Raw genomic sequence first — 293 nt, forward strand, 5'->3', positions numbered from 1 at the left:
GCCCGCCACGTCATCAGCACTGAGGCGTATCGCAGCGGCCCCGGTGGGGGCGCCGGCGAACTCTATCAAGGTACCTACGAGATCCAGCCGGTCGATCGACCCTACCGTGCACCCCGCGTCACCCCGCGGCCGCGGGTGCACGGCCCTCAGACGGCGATTGTCACGACCCGCACGGGCAAGGAGAGCGAGGAGATTGACGTCGACGAACAAGGGCGGATCTTCGTTCAATTCCACTGGACTCGTGACAAGGAAAAGATCTCTCGCCCCGTTCGAGTGGCGCAGATGTGGTCGGG

1 pseudogene is annotated in these 293 nt (G+C 65.2%); it reads left to right on the forward strand.

Annotation, left to right across the window (positions count from 1 at the left end):
- A pseudogene (locus AC0IY0_RS28805) lies at positions 1–293 on the forward strand (type VI secretion system tip protein VgrG); the annotation flags it as partial.

This window comes from Methylobacterium sp. AC315, from assembly GCF_979253755.1.